The organism is uncultured Limosilactobacillus sp. (genome assembly GCF_934202235.1).
Classification (GTDB): Bacteria; Bacillota; Bacilli; order Lactobacillales; family Lactobacillaceae; genus Limosilactobacillus.
Genome location: NZ_CAKPXS010000002.1, coordinates 1 through 17,129, shown reverse-complemented (window position 1 = coordinate 17,129; position 17,129 = coordinate 1). Strand labels below are relative to the sequence as shown.

The 17,129-nt window shown below is 50.5% G+C and carries 9 protein-coding genes; 1 reads left to right on the top strand and 8 read right to left on the bottom strand.

What is annotated here, in order from left to right; genetic code table 11:
* Positions 1–111: 111 nt before the first annotated feature.
* Together Q0E49_RS00760 and Q0E49_RS00755 are read right to left on the bottom strand one after the other, a co-directional pair.
* A complete protein-coding gene (locus Q0E49_RS00760; protein ID WP_295745526.1) occupies positions 112–309 on the bottom strand; it encodes a helix-turn-helix transcriptional regulator in 198 nt (65 codons plus the stop codon).
* Between the two features lie 4 nt (positions 310–313).
* On the bottom strand, positions 314–802 hold the full coding sequence (locus Q0E49_RS00755; RefSeq protein ID WP_295745523.1) for a hypothetical protein: 489 nt from the start codon (positions 800–802) through the stop codon (positions 314–316).
* A gap of 236 nt (positions 803–1,038) precedes the next feature.
* Between Q0E49_RS00755 and mscL the strand changes: the two genes are divergently transcribed.
* Positions 1,039–1,467, top strand: coding sequence for a large-conductance mechanosensitive channel protein MscL (mscL, locus tag Q0E49_RS00750; protein ID WP_295745521.1), 429 nt, complete (start codon positions 1,039–1,041; stop codon positions 1,465–1,467).
* A 67-nt stretch (positions 1,468–1,534) separates the two neighbouring features.
* On the opposite strand, the gene Q0E49_RS00745 is transcribed toward mscL, so the two are convergent.
* The 6 genes from Q0E49_RS00745 to Q0E49_RS00720 all read right to left on the bottom strand — a co-directional run.
* Positions 1,535–2,692 (bottom strand): MFS transporter, encoded by a 1,158-nt coding sequence (locus Q0E49_RS00745; RefSeq protein ID WP_295745519.1) that lies wholly within the window; start codon positions 2,690–2,692, stop codon positions 1,535–1,537.
* A gap of 133 nt (positions 2,693–2,825) precedes the next feature.
* Positions 2,826–10,961 carry a YSIRK-type signal peptide-containing protein gene (locus Q0E49_RS00740; RefSeq protein ID WP_295745517.1) on the bottom strand — a complete coding sequence of 2,712 codons (8,136 nt, stop codon included), beginning with the start codon at positions 10,959–10,961 and terminating at the stop codon, positions 2,826–2,828.
* Between the two features lie 201 nt (positions 10,962–11,162).
* Positions 11,163–13,835 (bottom strand): HAD-IC family P-type ATPase, encoded by a 2,673-nt coding sequence (locus tag Q0E49_RS00735; protein WP_295745515.1) that lies wholly within the window; start codon positions 13,833–13,835, stop codon positions 11,163–11,165.
* 217 nt (positions 13,836–14,052) lie between these two features.
* Positions 14,053–14,532, bottom strand: coding sequence for a flavodoxin (locus Q0E49_RS00730; RefSeq protein WP_295745513.1), 480 nt, complete (start codon positions 14,530–14,532; stop codon positions 14,053–14,055).
* A gap of 186 nt (positions 14,533–14,718) precedes the next feature.
* Positions 14,719–15,228, bottom strand: a complete 510-nt coding sequence (locus Q0E49_RS00725; protein WP_295745511.1) for a cupin domain-containing protein — start codon at positions 15,226–15,228, stop codon at positions 14,719–14,721.
* Positions 15,229–15,442: 214 nt separating this feature from the next.
* Positions 15,443–17,129 (bottom strand): LPXTG cell wall anchor domain-containing protein (locus tag Q0E49_RS00720; protein WP_295745509.1); only part of this gene is annotated, 1,687 nt, incomplete at its 5' end.

The following is a 17,129-nucleotide window of genomic DNA, read 5'->3' as shown; positions in this document are numbered from 1 at the left end:
CTCCCCGTTCTGGAATCAGCGTCCAGAAGCTAATAACGGCTTTTATAATACCACAAAACATTACCAGCGACTTACCGACTAGCAAAATTTTGCGGCTCATGCTTAATAGCATTAATTGTCCGGCCAAAAGAGGTCGTCTAAGGTCTTGCCTAAGGCCTGGCAAATCTTGATGCAGAGGTTGACCGACGGGTTATAGTTGCACTTTTCAATGGCGGAAATCGTTTGTCGTGAAACCCCGACCGTCTCGGCCAGTTCTTGTTGCGACCAATCTTTGCCCGCGCGGGCTGCTTTCATTTTTAAATTTTTCATTGGCCTAGTCCTGCTTATGTTGATCACGGTAAACGCAGTAGACCATCAGTCCCCCAACAGTCAGAAAGTAAACCGCCATTATTAAGATCCCAATTGACCCGTTCCACGAACGTAGGCTAATGTGCCGCAGTTCCGGGTCAGTAATTGACTGAACAGTGTATAAAACACCCAAGAAGAGGAATAGCCAACTCAACTGCTTAATCTTTTTCTGGTTCATCGCAAAGTAAGCAGAATCCCACAAGGCATACAGGCTGAACACCCAGAGCCCCGCAAACAGCGAAAGCAACAACAGCAACTGTGGTGATAATACAAATTTGCGCACTACCAGCAAAAGCAAGGCATCAACTAGACATATCGCCCAAAAACCATACTTAAACCCGCGACCACGAATTAATTCTTGGCGCTCATCAAACTGGCCTTTCTTACTCGTTGCCAAAAGAACTAATATAAACACCACTAAGGCCGCAATAAAGATCGTTGTTAAAATATCCATGTAAATTCCCTTCTTTCCTTGTGTTGTCTTTATTATCAACTGTTTTGACTTTTTGTCAAGTTTGTTTGACATAATTCTTTGCATAATGTCTTTTAGGTATGAATACTTCCCATCTTGACATAGATAAATAGTTAAAAAATCACCAAGTTTGGCGGCCAACAATCGTTCTACTTTGTTCGTCACTAGCCGCTCTGATAAAATTTAAGTATCAACAATCAGTTTAAAGGAGGAACCCCATGCTAAAAGAATTTAAGGAGTTTATCGCCCGTGGTAACGTGATGGACATGGCAGTCGGAATTATTGTCGGTTCAGCGTTCACGACCATTGTCAAGGACCTCGTCACTTACCTCATCAACCCCCTGATCGGGTTGTTTATTGGCAAAATTGACCTCTCCAACATCGCCTTTTCCGTGGGTGCCGCCCAATTCAAGGTTGGCTCCTTTCTCAACGCGGTCATTAACTTCCTAATCATTTCCTTTGTCGTCTTCTTACTAGTCAAGGGCGTCAACCACTTCAGCCAGAAGAAGGAGGAACCACAGGAAGAAGTAGTCAGTGAAGAAGTGCAATACCTCAAGGAAATTGCTGAAACACTCAAGCAGCAAAAAGCTGACCAACCGCAATCCTCCCCGACCGCAACTACGCCAACCATCAAGCCACAACGTTAGTCACATAAGTAAAGCCGCCAGCATTGGAGTACCCAACGCTCGCGGCTGTTTTTATTGAGAAATATTATTAAGCTCGTTGTCGCAACAGCAGGACTGAACAAACAGTTCCCACCGCGGCAAAGACTGCCCCGATGTAACCAATTTGTTGAATGGAGACGAAGTTCACCGCCATCGACGCAGTAAACGACCCGACCGTCACCCCCACATTGGTACAGATCGGGTTAAGCGACGACGCCAGGTTAATCGCTGACGGGTAGTCATGGTCTGCAACGTTGAGGAACATCACCTGCAAAATCGATCCCGGCATTCCCAAAACAAGGCAAATCACGCACAGTAGGGCAATCCCCAACCAGGATAATTGAAAGCTCAACCCCATCACCAGCAGGAAGGCCAGGCAAGCCAAACTAATCAGTGGCAGCTTCGTCACCCCGTAGCGGCTGGAAATGACCCCCGCGCAGGTATTGCCAATGATGAACATCACCCCAATAAGGCCTAACAGCCAGTTTAACTGCGTTGTGCTGAAGTGAAGAACGTTGGTGATAATCGGCCGGATGTAGGTGTAGAAGGTGTATTCCGCGGCCATCAACGTCACCATTACCACAATTCCTAAAATGATCCGCCGATCTTTTAGTAGCTGGACCTGGTGGGCAATGGAACCCTTGGTCTGCTTAGTGTGACGCGGCACCAAGCAGTAGAGGAAACCACCAACCACCATTGTCAGGACACTAATCAAGGCAAAACTAACGTGCCAGGAAAAAGCGGTTGAAATGGTTGTCCCGATCGGCACCCCAATAATGGTCGCGGTACTAAATCCTGAAAAAACGGTTGCTACCAGCATTGAGCGTTTTTCGATCGGCGCCACAATGCTGACATACACTAGAATCAAAGAAATAATTGCCCCAGCAACGGCAGCAGTAATAATCCGCGAGACAAAAAGCACCCATAAATTCGGGGCACAGGCCGTTAAAGTGTTGCCAATGAGAAAGATGACTATCAAAGTCATCAGCACTTTAAACCGGTCATACTTACTCGTAATGGTGGTCAGCACCGGCGTACAAATTGCGTACGTCAGGGCAAACATCGTCACCAGCAAACCAACAGTGGACAGTGACGCTTGGTAACTTTTCGCGATGTTGGAAAGAACTCCCACCACCATAAATTCATTACAGCCCAAGAGAAAAGCAACCAGCACAAAGGTGATGGACTGTAAACGATACTTGGTCATTAATTGATTCTCCTTTCGGTAAAACATTTTAGCATAAATGCTAATTACCCTGTTGTGTCTATCTCCAAACCAAAACAACAACGCCCCCGCACTCAGTCATCCTGAATGCAGGGGCGTTTTGCACCTCGATTAATTATTTGTCATCTTGCCGGTGTTGGCTGCCTAACAAGCCCATCATTCCCAACAAAGCGCTGACGCCTAAGCCTAGTACTGCTCGAGAATCATGGTTCCCAGTCTGTGGCAATTGTTGACTGCGTTGCTTAGCAGAAGCATTAGCTGTTGATGGACCACTCCCGTTGGACTGCCCACTAACTGTTTGTGGGATCGCCTGGTAGTAAACGTCTACCGTGGCCGGGGCAGTAGTGCTCATGACCTTAGTCAGCGGGACAGTGGTTTGACTTGCGGTGTAACCGCTGATCGTTGGCACGTCATATACTGGCCAGTCAGCCGTCGTCCACTGGCCGTAAGTGACCTGGCGAGTAACCTCGTCGATTGTCGCTGTCCGCGTCAGGTGAGCCTCCTGGTGGATTGTCTTCACCGACCCATCTGGCAAGTGGAGGTTAATCGTCCGGGTGATCGTCTTGTTCAGGTCGTCTTGGCCAACGCCTGTTGGATAATGCTGTGACGGATTGTCTGGCAAATTATCAGCCGTGGTCTTCGGCTGGTCCGGAGTGACGACGGTCGTTGCGTGCTTAACATGGACGGTAATCAACTGGTTGTCATCATCCACGTGGTCAAACTGGTTTGGTACCCGGTCGCCACTAACGAGGACGTAACCATGGTTCTGGTAATTCTCGACAACCTGGTCCAGGTCCTGGTGAGCTTCAGTTGGTACCCCCTGGTCAGACACCCCACTGACTAAGTGAACTGGTTGGTCGCCGCTGATGACCTTACCAGTGTTGTCATCAACTACCTGGTAGTCAATCTCTTGCGGATCGGCAGTATAGCTAATGTCCACCGTCTGGTTCTCAGTCTGACCGTCAACCGTTACCTTTGGAACGTTCGTGATCGTGGGTGTATAACCAGTGATGGTTGGCGTCTGGTATGCTGACCACCGGTCGGTAGTCCAATCACTATCGGCAGTGACTTTGCCAGTCACCTCGTCAACCGTTGCCGTCCGCGTCAAGTGAACCTTCTGTTCGGTGTTATCGGTAATGCCATTTGGCCGGTGCAGACTAATTAGCCGGGTGACCGTCTTGTTCAGGTCAGACTGACCAACGCCATCTGGGTACTTCTGACCCGGATTATCTGGCAGAGTATCAGCTGGTGTCTTTGGTTGGTCTGGCGTAACCATTGTCATCGCGTGTTTGAGGGTGACCGTGTAGGTGTGGGTAGCAGTGTTATCACCATCATACTTTGGTGCTGTCCCCTGCGAATCAAAGCCGTTGTCTACCAGGACGTAGCCGTGCTGCTTTAACTGGGCAATCGTTGCGGCCGTCTGGTAGTCAACTGCCTGGCCGGCAACCCCTGTCAGCACTCCTGATCCGGTGTTGTCAATTGCTTGATTGCCATTATCCTGGTCAACGTAAACAACCCTGACCGTCGGGTCCTTGGCCATCACCACGTTGACGGTATAGTCGTCATCCGTTGCCTTGACCGTTACCGCCTTAACCTGTTGGCCGTCACGATCGCGGTCAATTGAGACAAGGTGATAGCCGTTATCAACGTGAATTGGCACAGCGGTCATCTCACCGCTTTGGTGAGTCCACTGGACTGGCTGCTGCCACTGGCCAGTAACTCGGTCAATCGTACCCTTACCACTGAAAACGACCTGCTGGGTCGCAATCGTCTGCGGCTGACCATTACCAACCGTCAACTTGACCGTCCGGGTCACCGTCTGTGTCAAGTCCGCCGAGTCTGTTGGGAAGGTTGGCGCGTTGGAACGTGGATCATTCGGGTTGAGCTTTTGTCCTGGCTTCCCCGGATGCTGTTGGTCTACTGTCAATAAACCGTGCTTGAAGTGGAGGGTGATGAGTTGGTTATCATTATCCTGGTGGTCGAAGTGAGCCGGTACTTGGGCCGTCCCTACTTGTTCGTATCCCTCAGCCAAATAGTACTGAATAGCCGCTTGCAGCTTTTGTTGAGTAGTTGGCGGCACTGCGTGGTCAGACACACCACTGGCTAAGCGAACGGGTTGGTCCCCGCTGATTACCTTGCCAGTGTTATCATCAATTGCCTGGTAGGTAATTACCTGCTTGTTCGGAGCGTAGGTAATATCGACCACCTGGTTATCCATCGTGTTGTCAACATCCTTCGCAGGTACCTGGGACTGCGAAGGTGTGTACCCCGTCAAAGTTGGAACCGAGTACTGTTCCCACTTACCCGGCGTCCATTTTCCAGGCGTAACGTGAAGTGTGACCTCGTCGACCGTGGCGTTACGAGTCAGCTTAGCTGTCTGTGGGATCGTCTTCACTGTCCCGTCCGGCTGGTGGAGCTTAATTGTCCGCGTAACCGTCTTGTTCAAATCATCCTGGCCAACCCCATCTGGATACTTCTTGGACTGATTGTCCGGCAGCTTATCCTTCGTCGTCTTTGGCTGGTCAGGCGTTACCGTCGTCGTGGCGTGCTTGAAGGTAACCGTGTAGGTATGGGTGTCAGTGTTGTAACCATCATACTTTGGTGCGGTCCCCTGCGGATCAAAGCCGTTAGTAACCAGGACGTAGCCGTGCTGCTTTAAGTCAGTTAACGTCTTTGCCGTCTGGTAGTCAACCGGCTGGTCAGCCACCCCGGTCAGCACTCCTGATCCGGTGTTGGCAATTGGTTGATTGCTGTTATCCTGGTCGACGTAAATGACCTTGACCGTCGGGTCCTTGGCATAGGTAACCGTCCGGGTAATGGTAGCCGTCTTGGTCGGCTTTACCAGGGTGACCGTTGTCCCGCTTGTCAAGCCTTGGTCTGCCGTGGCGTTGTTATCCACTTTGATCGTCAGTGCCGGTACTTGATTATCTGACGGGTGGTACCCAGTTTCTGATGGTGATTGCACTGCCTGCGTAGTCGCTGTTGACCAGCTAATCTCTGGCGTGTTGTGGTTACCAGCATTGACAACATCATTACCTTGCTGGTCCTTAATTGGCTTATTGGTCAGCTCACCGGTAACCAGGTCAAGGTAGGTGGTGCCGACTAACGTGACTGACTGGTGGGCGTTGGTTGGCTTCTGACCAGTAAAGGTTGTCCCGTCATGATTGATGTATTTCACATCCAGGGTGGCTGTCTTCTTCAGATCGGCCAACTGCAGCTTGCTCTTGGCCGGCACCGTGGTGTCATTGCCAGTGACCTTTTGGACCCGGTGGTGCAAAGTGATCAGCACGTCTTGGTCAACCTGGTCATCACGGTCGTACTTGGTTGGCAAGGCCTGGGCATCAACCACGTAGCCCTTTTGCTGGTACTGGTCAATGAGCTGCTGGTAGCTGGCCTTAGCAGCATCACTAACAGCACCATCAGAAACTCCCGTCCCGTTTGGCAAGGCTACCTGCTTGGCCAGCGTTTGACCGGTCGTGGCGTCCTTGACGGTGTAGGTCAGTTTCTGCTGGTCGGGGGCATAAGTAACAACCACGTCAGCCGCGTTCTTCCCCTGGACCGCGTCAGTCGCCGCAACGCTCAACTTATCCGCCGTATACCCAGGGATCACTGGTGAAGCGACTACTTCGTACTGCTTGACGTTTTGACCGCCGGTGGTTTTGCCGCCCTGGTCGATGGTTGACGACACTGCTTGCCAGTCGTTGTTTGGCGTGACTGCCCCGGTGACCAGGTTCATCTTCCCCGTCCGGTTAAAGGTGACCGTTTCCGTGACTGGATCGGCGGCCTGGGTCCCATTAGTAAACTGGTAACGGATCTGCCGGGTCGACTGTGACTGGTAATTCTTGGCGTCAAACTGGTTCTTCGCTGGCCACTGGTATGGGCTATGGTCAGTTACTGGCTGGCCCGCCGTCACCTTGGTCGTGGCGTTGACCGGTACGACGTGTTCAACGTAGTAAACCTTGACGGTTTGGTCATCGTCAGTGGCACTCACCGTCTGTTTAGCGATCGTCGGCATAGCCGTTCCGGATTCATCAGTAGCCGGTTCATAACCCGCTGTCCGTAAGTCGGGGTTAGTGACCTGGTCCCAGCTGTTGGCCGTCGTCTGCCAAGCATCGTTAGCCTTCTTCGTGTCGACCGTATAAACCTTCACCTGCTGGCCATTAGCACCGGTGTATTCGGTGTAGTGACCCGTCGTGTTGTAGCCAATAGCCTGGTTAGTCACCGCATCAGTAACCGCCGTTTGACTAAAGTTAACGGTTTGCGGATCATGGTGGGCCACAGCAGTTGGCAGCTCCTGGCCCGTGGTCTTGTCATAGTAGGCAATCGTCCGCTTGACAGCCTTGGCAGTAGTCTGGACTGTCGTCCCGTGAAGCAGGTGGACAATCACGGTTTGGTTGTCTTGGTCATTCGTGTCAAAGTTCTTCGGCAACTGGTAGTCCTGCCCTAAAGCGTAGCCTTGGTTCAGGAACGACTCCACAATGCCCTGCAGAGTTGTCTTCGCGCTATCCGGTACTGTGCTTGCCGAATCACCACTGGCTAAGTCGTCGGCCTTTAGCACCTTGCCATGGTCAGAATCATCAACAATTTGGTAGTTGATGGTCTGCTTGGTTGGGGTGTAGACAACCTTCTTTTCAATATCATTAGTCGTCGGGTCGACAGTGACTGCTGGAATGGAAGTCGTTGAGGCCTGATAGCCAGAAATAGTTGGACTCGGCACCACCGGAAGCGTGTCCGTTGCGGTCGTTGCTGCCCAGCTGACTTCCCCGGTGAACGGGTTCTTGTAGCCAGTTCGCCGAAAGTCCTTCGATTTTTTAACCACATCATCAGCGACCTTCGTACCATCAGCCTTAACAAAGTGAACGGTCTCGGTGACGTGGTGCGTGTCACTAACCTTTTCGGCAACCTTGCCTTCAAAGACGACCGCATCCCCGTCAAAGTCATACTTGACCGGCTGGCCAAACGCAGCAGTACCGTTCGGATAACCCTGTGAGTAGGTAGCATTAGAGTTCTTGATCGTTGGGTGAGCATAATCCAAAACCATGTGCTCTGGCAAAAGCTGACGATCATTAGTTGTTAAATCGCTGTCCTTTGCCAAGAAATCGGCCCGTTTCATCGTCTGGGTACCTTCATCATAGGTCACGGTCTTGTCTGGCAGTGTGACATAGTGATCAACACCATCCTTGACGTAGTGGACGACGGTCTTAACCTGGGCTTTGCCAACCACCGTCAACTTAGCTGAGGCCGGCGTCGCGGCACCAATAACTACCTGTGGTAAATCCTCACCATGATTACTAGTACTGTAAATCACACTCGTCGCATAAATCGTCTTGCCAACATCGTCATAAATGTGGTGATCCACCATTTTCATGGTGACTCGGGCCGTCGTCTGTTTCTCCAACGGCTGCTTATTGAAGACCACTTTAATGGCCTTGATCTGACTCCAGTCGGTGACCTGGTCGGCTGACAAGCCCGCCTTGCCGGCTAAACTATTGGCACCCTGTGATAAGTCTGCCCGGTCAGTATAATAAGTGATCGTTGCGCGACTAGCTAGGTCCGCCCCGGTGTTCGGGTCTGTCAGGGTTACGGGTCCCGTCAAAACAGGCGTGAACTCACTCTTGCCATCAGCGGTACTTGGCAAGTTGATGACTTGCGTAGCGTCAGCGATATTAGCATCAGAGTTAGCGTTAATAATAGACCCGTAGACCGTAAAATGAGCAGGATCATTCCCATTAATATCCTGGGTTCCTGCCAGGGCCGGACCGCTATCGGTATTCCCCTTGGTCATTGTGGCAACCGTGGTTCCGTTAGCAGTGTTGATCTTCCACTCGCTATGGTACCAACTGGACTGACTAGAGTTATACGAAACCTTGTTAGGGTCAATGTGTTCTTGGTTGAGCAACGCCTCAAAGGTTGCTCTATCATCAGCCTCTAAGTTATTTGCCGTTGGATGAGTAACGTAACCCACACCATTATCCAAATTATCCGCCACGACCATGAACGGCGAGTACTTGGTGGAAGTCAAAAAATCAATTCCATTATTGTATTTAACTATTACCGAGAAACCGTCCTTCACGTCTGTATAATCCGAAAGGTCAACTTTTAAGAAGATATGACCATTAACTTCCAGGGTCGTGACACTTTTTGGGGTTAAAATGACTGACCGCGGATCGATCCAGAAAGAAGTCCCACCAGTCTGGATTTCTAAAGGTTTACTTTGGTCCCAGACAGCATTATCCGGCATCTGGATATACATCACCGGGTGATCAAAGTGGGGATTCCCATAGCCTGACGAACAGGCTTCATAAGAAATCGAACCAGCTTTCAAATCCCCAGGAGTTTGATTCTGCTGGTTGCCGATACCAGCCATAAAGATCCCTTTTTGGTCGTTTTCCTTATAGGTGGTGAGCCGGTCCTCAGTCGTCTTAAACGTTGCTGGTTTTAGCTGATCATTGGCAATTGTCGCCTGCAGTACTAGTAAATCACCAGCCTGTACCAGTTCACCATTGGCATGCTTTTTAGCAACAGTAAAGTTGTCCCCATTATTCAGCATCAGGCTGAGGTCATCATCCGGAGAATAGGTCGCATACTTCACCGATAAAGAGCGAATGGCTTTATTTGCTTGCCCCGTAATGAGGTTATTGTCAGGAATTGACAATATCTCGGTCGTCCCGTCGGTATAGGTAACCTGAATGCCATAAGCAGTATCGAGGTCGTCAATTCCATTACCTTTACTATTGATTTGCACGGAATGAACGTTAATCCCGTCCGGCATCTGTAACGAGATGACGACATTATGGATCGTCTGGTTGGAGATCGGTGTAAATTGAGCCTGCATCCCCGATCCTTCGTTTTTATGCTGGTCGTCAACATCGACCGTGTTGCCAGGCACACCATCGGTCTTGTTGACATAATCGGCGGTGTAGTGGTGGTCAATTTTAACGATCTGCCCCCAATTCAGCTGGTCGCCTGACTTCAAAACTGTTTGAACAACTGGATCGCCATCGTGGGTAATCGAATAATTATTCTGGTCAGTTAAGGTAATCGTTGGCTGGTGCAACTGCGTTTGGTAGAGATTATCCTTGTTAAACGCGCTGTCTGGAACATCGTAGACACCGGTTAGTGAAACTCGTACTGCCTTACCGTCCGTCAAAAGACTCTTTAATGGTGAATTGGCGTCAACTGACAAGTCCAGCGTGAGTGTCTGTCCCGCAATCGTCGCGGCGGTGACGTCAACATGGGCTAACGTCTGGGGGTGTTTATCCGTGGTCTGAAAGTCAATACTCTTCGCGGTGTAGTGCGCAGGCAAGTGGTAAACCAACTTTATATGAGTCAGGTCGTCTGTCTTCGTAATCACACCAGCGGCACTTGGACTAACTTCCGTTACTAAATCAACCCCAGCGGAGTGATTAACAACATTATCGATAGTCGAAGCGTTCTGTTCACTAAATGTAAACGGCTTGCCAACCACTTTTAGGTCGAACTCACCAATCCGCTTACCATTCTTGATGATAAAAGCGTGATCAGTTAGTTTCTCATAGGAACCAGCCGTCGTTAGTCCAGGAATAGTATTGGCCGCTAGTGCCAGATTAATATTTTGCGAAATATTACCAGCCGTGATGAACTTATCCGTAATGACGTAGTAATTAGGGTTTGAATCATCGAAAGTCGTCGTCCCAAACGATGGGCTCAAACTGCTGACGTCACCCTGGCTAATTGAAATCCCACCCTTCGGGATATAGAGCTGGTAGGTGTCGCCAGCATGGAAATTATTGGTGATAAGGGTGAGCGTTGAGTTATCCTTCGTTTCGTCTAACTGGTTATTGCTGATTTTGACCTTAGCTTTGTCACCATCAACCAACTGGTGTTCTTCAGCCTGGCCCTTACCAACCGCTGCTTTATTATCATTGGCATCCTGGTTTGCAGGTACCTCTACCGGGCTAGCCTGCGAAGAAGCTACCTGTGTCTTACTCTCAGTTAGCGTTTGAACGCCATTTTGATTCTCAATAGTCGGTTGCTGATTAGTCTTTAAGGTCACCCGGCTGCCTATCAATTGGTTATTAGAGTTGACGGTATTTATTGTTGGTTCAGTAGATGTCTTTGTGTCCGCCTGGGCAGCCATATTACCACCGAGATAAACCAGCGTTGACAATAAGACAGATGTCACCCCAATGGACAGTTTACGAAGTCCAAAGTGGGGAACGTGCTTTGCATTTGCTTGCAATTTATTTTGTTGATTATTTTTTCCAACCATTGTAAACCACAACATTCTTTCTTTCGGTCTAACCATTCAATAACCACAATATCAATTGAATTATTGCACAATCAGCGGCCTTTGTCAGCTAACTCGTGCAATAAAAATACCCATCATTAGCTCAATGGTCTAGAACAACAAACACCCCCAACACTTGGCTGTTTTGCCAAAGCGTTGGAGGTTGTCATTATGCCAATTGATTTACTTTACTGCTGGGGCGTTTTTTCGTCGACGGACCCACTTGTCAAACTCGGCCACCAGCATAATCAGTGCCGAGAAGACAACCACGGCCAGCCATTCTGTCAGGTCGATGCCGGTGACATGGAAGGCATCCTGCATAAACGGAACGTAGGTCAAAATCAGCTGGAATGCCAGCATGATCCCAATCACACCCCAGGCTTTGCCAGTAATGGCCTGGACTTGGCCGAGTGCGTAATGGTCAGTCCGGATACTGAAGAAGTAGAAGAGCTTGCTAATGACGATCACGTTAATCATCATCGTCGTCGCGTTAACTACTTCCGCACCGTGACCGGTAAACCATTCAAAGGAAACCAGGGCGAAGATCGCCATGAGGGCCGACACATAGCCCATTTGAAAGAGGTCGTGACGGCTCATCAACCGCGCTGAAACTGGGCGGGGCGATCGCTGCATTAACCCCGGTTCCGCCTTTTCAAAGACAAAGGCGAACTGGATCGTGATGGCGGCCACCAGGTTAATCCAGAGCAGCTGAACCGGCTGCAGCGGCACTTGCTGGCCAGTCAGGATGGCAAAGGCCACCACTAGTCCTTCGGCAAAGGAAGTCGGTAACAAGAAAAGGATACTCTTCTTAATGTTGTCGTAAATCCGTCGCCCTTCTTCAATCACCGCAGCCATCGTCGCAAAGTTATCGTCACCAAGAATCATGTCCGCGGCATCCTTAGCCACGTCGGTACCCTTAATCCCCATGGCGACACCAATGTCAGCCTGCTTGAGGGCCGGAGCGTCATTAACCCCGTCGCCGACCATCGCTGTTACCAGCTGGTCGCGTTGGAGGGCATTAACAATTTCCAGCTTATTTTGTGGGGTTGTCCGGGCAAAGACCTGGTTGTCCTTGGCCGCTTGAGCCTGTTCATCAGCCGACAGTTGGTCCCACTGGGCACCAGTAATAGCGTGGATTTCGCCAGGAGCTAACCCTAGCTGTTGACCAATTGCCCGGGCAGTTTGTGGGTCATCCCCGGTGATCATCTTCACTGCTACCCCGGCCTGGTTCATCGTCTTGAGAGCGGCGATTACTTCTTCGCGCGGGGCGTCCTGCAAAGCCGCTAGTCCTAGCAGGTGCACACCCTGGTACAGGTGATCGTGGTCTACTTCCGAAAGCTCTGGACCGTCAATTTCACGGTAGCCGAGGGCAATGACCCGCTTGCCTTCCTTTGACCACTCGTCAACCCGCGATTGCCACTTTGCCAGGTCAAAGTTAGTATCCGCCTTGGCAGCCATTTCAAAGAGCTTATCTGGTGACCCCTTGACGAAGATAACCTGTTTGCCATCAGCCGCCCGCGTTAGTTCGGCAATGTAGCGGTAGTCGGAGTCGAACGGCAGGAGATCAACGGGATTGTATGGCGACTGGTAGTCGTTCCCCAACGCCTTATGGTACAGGGTTAAAAAGGCCCCGTCTGTCGGTTCACCGTTAATCGTCCAGTGACCATCCTCTTCGCTTAATACCGTGTCGTTGGCTTGAAAGCCAGCCTCTAGCAAGAGCTTCAACTGGTTATCCAGCTCTGCCGGTTGACCATTAGCTTGCAATACCTGCCCCACCGGTGCGTAACCGGTGCCGGTCACCGTGTAGTGTTGATCACCAGACCACAGCTCAAACGCTGACATTTCGTTCTTGGTCAGCGTCCCGGTTTTGTCGGTCGCAATCACATCGACCGACCCCAGAGTTTCCACCGCGGGCATCGACTTGATGATGGTTTGGTAACGCTTGGCCATCTTCGACACCCCAAAGGCCAGGATCACCGAGGTTGTCGCGGGCAAGCCTTCCGGAATCGACCCCACCAGCATCGCCACAACGGCCAGCGCGAGTGCCGGCAAGGAGTAGATTTTCAGGATAAAGCCGACAATGAAGATGATCACAGACCCGATAATGGTGATATAGGAAACCACCGTCCCAACATGGTCGATTTCCTTGGTCAACCGCGTCTTCTTTGGCTTAATCTGCGCTACTTCCTGGGAGATCTTCCCGATTTCAGTTTGCTCACCAGTAGCGACCACCACGCCCATCCCGCTCCCGCTGGTCACGGAAGTCGATGAGTAAGCCATGTTGAACCGGTCGGCGAGCGGGACCTTCTCCTGATCCAGGGCCGTCTCCGTCTTAATAACAGAGTTAGTTTCCCCCGTCAACGCCGACTCTTCAATTCGGAGGTTATCTGCCGACACAATTCGCAGGTCCGCCGGAACGTTATCCCCGGCTTCCAGGAAGACCACATCACCGACAACCAGGTCGGCCGCATCGACGTCTTGGCGCTGCCCATCGCGGTAGACGGTCGCGTGTTGGGCCATCATTTCTTGAATTTTTGCCAGGGCGTTAGCTGCGCTGGTTTCCTGAAAATAACCGATAAGGGAATTGAGAACCACCACGGCCATAATCACAATCGCATCGGTGGTGTGACCAATCAAGATGGTCAGGGCGGTTGCCACCAGCAAAATGTAAATGACGATGTTGTTAAACTGGCGCAGGAAAATCTTCCACTGGGGGGTCGGTTTGACTTCTAAGATATTTTTTCCGTCAGCTGCCAGTCGCCGGTGTGCTTCCTGACTTGTCAGACCAGCATCAAAATCCGTCAAACGATACTGCTGTTTAAGCTCAGCAGCGGTTAATTGGTAAACTTGTTTCATTAGTCAATCCTCAATCTCTAGTAAAGCAACATTACAACGGGCCGGGATCCCGGCGGATAGTGAGTGCGGCCTTATTGGTTATGCGGTCGTTCCCTCCTGTCACGTTCTTTTGGTATAGATATCGTACCATAATTTAATGCTGGTTCGCTCGCATAAACTACCACAAGAAAAAGCACCCGCTGCCCATTTATCGTGGACGAAGCAGGTGCACTCCAGCTTAATTCATTTGTGTCAGCCAGTCGGTCAATGTCTGATCGAGGCGGGGTTGGTTATCCAACACTGACATTGGCAATTCGAGCAGGTCTTGAACCTGACCATTATGTAGTTGTGCCCGTAAGTCCTCAGCATACTTTTCGTCGTGGTCGTAGAAGGTGACCCATGGGTAAACAGGCTTGCCTGCAAAATCCGCCTTCGTCAAAAAGCTCTGCAGCGGGTTGGCAAGGGTATAGCCCCAGGATGGGCCGCCCAGTAAAATTTGCTGGTACTGGCTCGTGTCCGGGTAGCCGCTCTTCAACGCCGGCAGCTGGCCTTCCTCCCGTTCCTTTTTAGCAATGTCCCAGGCCGCCCACATATCATGGTCGTATTCTTCAACCGGTTCAATCCGGAAGAGGTCCGCATCGGTCTTAGCCGCCAACTGTTTGGCGATCCGGTCGTTATACCCGGTGCTGGAATAGTAAATAATCAATGTTTTTGCCATCAGAAGACCCCCTCAAATAATCTTTCATGAACGTTATCTCTCTCATCACTTTTAATTATATTGAGGGACCACTTCAATGTACAATAGTTACTGTTAATGGTTAACGATGCTCATAAAGCATGACAAGAGACCTCTATCAGTGTAAAAACCGCCAGGCAGCTTGTCCTGACGGTTTCTTTTCTTAGCTTAGTTGGCCGAATCAGCAGGAATTTGCTGGTAAGCGAGGCGTTCAATAACTCTCCGCTGGTCGGGGTACTGGGCTAACAAGGTTTGCTGGTCAAAGATTTCAAAGTCGTGGTAGTCAAAACCGGGCGCCACCGCACAGCTGACCAGGCTAAACCCCGCCTCATTGACTGCTGACCCCAAAATGGTCCCCGCACTGACCCGGAATTGCAGCTGTTCACCCTTCTCCAAGTGTGGTCCGAGAATCGTTTGACTAGCCGAGCCATCCGGCAACAGGCAGTAGATCGTGATCGGGTCACCGGCGTGGTAGTACCACAACTCATCGTGCTTTAGGCGGTGAAAGTGTGATGGTGACTTCGTATCTAGTAGGAAATAAATGGAAGTGTAGTAGTAACGTTCCTGGTTAACTGTCGACGGGACAAAGTGGTCATCACTGTGGTAGATTTGCCGGTACCAGCCGCCTTCCGGATGCGGCTGCAGTTGAAGGTACTTAATATAGTCTGCTTTCTTCATTGATGGGCCTCCCTAAGTTAATGTGAACATTATATCATCTTTTAATCATAAAGTTCGTCTTTTGTAGCCCCGAAAATGAAGATAATAATTCATTACAATATTATCAGGTCTAGAAATCAAAATTTTATCAACGCAAAAGGCCCTCCAGCTCGGTTAAACCGAACTCGAGAGCCTTTTTCTCGTTAATGAGAAACTATCGTTAGTATTCTGTTAACTATTCATTTTTCTGACGATGACCACCAAGTAATCCCATCATTCCTAAGAGGCTTGCTACCCCAAGGGAGATTAACCCAGCCGAATGTTCGTTACCGGTTTGCGGCAAGGTTGACTGCGGGTTGGCAGACCGTCCACGAGAAGCGTTAGTTGCTTCAACTGGCTGGTCGTTAACTACGCCTGAGCGACTAGCATTGGCATGATAAGTAATCGTTACCGTACTATCATGGTCGCCAGCATTAACCAGCATGCTTGGCACTACGGCCTGACTTGGTGTGTAACCGGCTACGGCAGGCGTGTCAAACTCTGGCAGCATCCCAGTTGACCAGTTGCCGTATGTGACTTCACCAGTGACCTCATCAACCGTTGCTGTCCGTGTCAGGTGAACCGTTTGAACTTTCCGGTGAGATCCGGTGTACGGATCATTGACAATAATTGTCCGGGTAATCGTCTGGTTTAGATCCGTCTCGGCAAGACCTTCTGGGTACTTCTTGTCTGGATTATCTGGAAGATTATCTGCAGGTGTCTTCGGCTGGTCAGGAGTGACGGTAACCTTCTTGTGCTGCACCTTAACCGTCACTGTTGGTACCTTATCAGTCCCCGCTTTCACAGTGGTCGGAAGATGCTGACCTGGCACCTCTTCGAAACCAGTTGGAATTTCTGGGGTGACCGTTACTTCTTGGTCAGTCTTTCCTTCCAGTGGTGTCTGGCCAACTTCTTTCCCATGATCATCAACGTCAACGTAGTAAATCTTGCCTTGTTGATCGTTTGGCGTGTAGCTAATCTTAACCTGTGGGTCTTGATAACCATCCGTTACCTGGTCCTGGTCGACACGCTTCCGACTTGGCGTGTAACCAGGAACGTCAGGTGTGTCAAACTCTGGCAATGTCCCGGTTGTCCACTTGCTGTACATAACCTTGCCGGTAACTTCGTCAACTGTCGCCATCCGCGTTAAGTGCGCCCGCTGAGTCGTCTGATGGTCACCAGTGTGCGGATCATGAACGGTAATCGTCCGCGTAACCGTCTGGTTGAGGTCCTTCTCATCAACACCCTCTGGGTACTTCTGGCCTGGATTATCCGGCAGAGTGTCAGCCGGTGTCTTTGGGTCAGTTGGTTGAACCGTGGTGGTGGCGTGTTCAACATTAACCGTAACCGTTGGAATGCCATTAGCCGTGGCCTTTTCACTTGCAGGAATATTTTGTCCCAGGACAATCTTCCAGCCAGCCGGCGCCTTTGTCTTAATCGTAACCCTTTCGTCGGTCTTACCGTTCAGTGGCGTTGAAGTTACTTCATGACCCTGCTTGTCCACGTAGGAAATCTTCCCCTGTTGGTCGTTTGGCGTGTAGCTAATCTCAATCTGTGGATCTTGGTAGCCATCCGTTACCTGGTCCTGGTCGACACGATTACGACTTGGCGTGTAACCAGGAACGTCAGGTGTGTCAAACTCTGGCAATGTCCCGGTTGTCCACTTGCTGTACGTAACCTTGCCGGTAACCTCATCCACCGTCGCTGTCCGTGTTAGGTGAGCATTCTGAGTTGTTTGATGGTTGCTAGTGTGCGGATCATGAACGGTAATCGTCCGCGTAACCGTCTGGTTGAGGTCCTTCTCATCAACACCCTCTGGGTACTTCTGGCCTGGATTATCCGGCAGAGTGTCAGCCGGTGTCTTTGGGTCAGTTGGTTGAACC